The 2,062-nt window shown below is 72.8% G+C and carries 1 protein-coding gene; it reads left to right on the top strand.

Annotated features, from left to right (window positions below):
• Positions 1–412 precede the first annotated feature (412 nt).
• A complete protein-coding gene (locus ACFXBC_RS35050; RefSeq protein ID WP_385034182.1) occupies positions 413–1,957 on the top strand; it encodes a DEAD/DEAH box helicase in 1,545 nt (514 codons plus the stop codon).
• The last annotated feature ends 105 nt before the right edge of the window (positions 1,958–2,062 follow it).

The following is a 2,062-nucleotide window of genomic DNA, read 5'->3' as shown; positions in this document are numbered from 1 at the left end:
GGCCCGCCGGCCGAGAACATCGTCCCCGCCTGCCCCCCCACCCACGCGGGGCCCCCCACCTTGGGGTGCGGGCCCCAGCTTGTTGCTTTGTTCGGGCTTCGCCCGGATCCCTGTTACGGTTTCCGGCAGGGCCCGTAACCGGGCGCGCACCGCAGCCCCGCCGGGGCAGAGTGCACAGCCCGCCGCCTCCGGTCGACGGACAGGGGCCCGTCCGAACCAGAACCCTGTACCAGCCGGTACACCAGCCGCATCCGTTCGGCGGTCTCCGGCTGTCCCGATCTCACCGCCCTGGCTTTTCTCCGATCTGCCCGGCCTTGATTTCGCTCTTTATTCCGGCTCGTTCTTGCGATTCTGCGGCCTCTGTCGGCTGCCGGGAATTCCTCGATACGTGCCACATCGAGGAAGGATCCGTATGGACCGCACAGCACGTACGAACGACCGTCACTCCCGTACCCGCACCGGTGGGGGCTCAGGTTCGGGCCGGGGCGGCTTCCGCTCCCAGGCATCGAACCGCTCCGGCGCATCCGGCAGGTCCGGCGCCCCCAACCGCTCCGGTGGCCGCGGCCGCAGGCCCGCCCCGCAGGGTGAGTTCGCCCTGCCCGTCACGATCACCCCGGCACTGCCCCCGGCCGCTTCGTTCGCCGACATGGGGCTGCCGCCCGAGCTGCTGAAGATGCTCACGAGCCTGGGTGTGAACGAGCCGTTCCCGATCCAGGCCGCGACGCTGCCGAACTCGCTGGCCGGCCGGGACGTGCTGGGGCGCGGGCGCACCGGGTCGGGCAAGACCCTCGCGTTCGGCCTCGGCATGCTCGTCCGTACCGCGGGCCGGCGCGCGCAGCCGCGCCAGCCGCTGGCACTGGTCCTCGTCCCCACCCGTGAACTGGCCCAGCAGGTCACCGACGCGCTCACCCCGTACGCAAGGTCGCTGCGGCTGCGGCTGGCCACCGTGGTGGGCGGTATGTCGATCGGCCGGCAGGCCGGCGCTCTGCGGGGCGGCGCCGAGATCGTGGTCGCGACCCCGGGCCGGCTCAAGGATCTCATCGAGCGCGGCGACTGCCGCCTCGACCAGGTCGCCATCACCGTGCTGGACGAAGCCGACCAGATGGCCGACATGGGCTTCATGCCACAGGTCACCGAACTGCTCGACCAGGTACGCCCGGACGGGCAGCGCATGCTGTTCTCGGCGACCCTGGACCGCAATGTCGACCTGCTGGTCCGCCGCTATCTGCACGACCCGGTGGTCCACTCCGTCGACCCCTCGGCGGGCGCGGTGACCACGATGGAGCACCACCTGCTGCACATCCACGGGGCCGACAAGTACGCGACGACCACCGAGATCGCCGCGCGTGACGGCCGGGTGCTGATGTTCCTGGACACCAAGCACGCCGTGGACCAGCTGACCAAGCACCTGCTGAACAGCGGCGTACGGGCCGCCGCGCTGCACGGCGGGAAGTCGCAGCCGCAGCGCACCCGGACCCTCGCCCAGTTCAAGACGGGGCAGGTCACCGTACTGGTGGCCACCAACGTCGCGGCCCGCGGCATCCATGTCGACAACCTCGACCTGGTCGTCAACGTCGACCCGCCCAGCGACCACAAGGACTATCTGCACCGGGGCGGCCGTACCGCGCGTGCGGGCGAGTCAGGCAGTGTCGTCACCCTGGTGCTGCCCAACCAGCGGCGCGAGATGTCCCGGCTGATGGCCGACGCCGGGATCACCCCGCAGATCGCCCAGGTGCGGTCCGGCGAGGCCGAGCTGAGCCGGATCACCGGCGCCCAGGCGCCTTCGGGTGTCCCGGTCACCGTCTCCGCGCCGGTCACGGAGCGCCCCAAGGGCGGTTCCTCGTCGTCCCGCGGCCGGCGCGGCCGCCCCGCCCAGGCGCGCCGCGCCACGGGGGCCCCGCGCGGCCGCTCCGGGAACCCGCCGCAGCAGGGGTCGTCGTACAAGAACGTCGCCTGACGGACACTCCGCACCACCGGGTGTCACAACCGAGGGCGCCCCCGCCACACGCGCCGGGGGGGGGGGGGGGTGGGGCGCGCGGGCGCCGCCCCGCGGGGGGGGCGC

Source organism: Streptomyces sp. NPDC059398 (genome assembly GCF_042751845.1).
Classification (GTDB): Bacteria; Actinomycetota; Actinomycetes; order Streptomycetales; family Streptomycetaceae; genus Streptomyces.
Note: the sequence above shows the minus strand (reverse complement) of the source record. Positions and strands in the feature narration are given on the sequence as shown.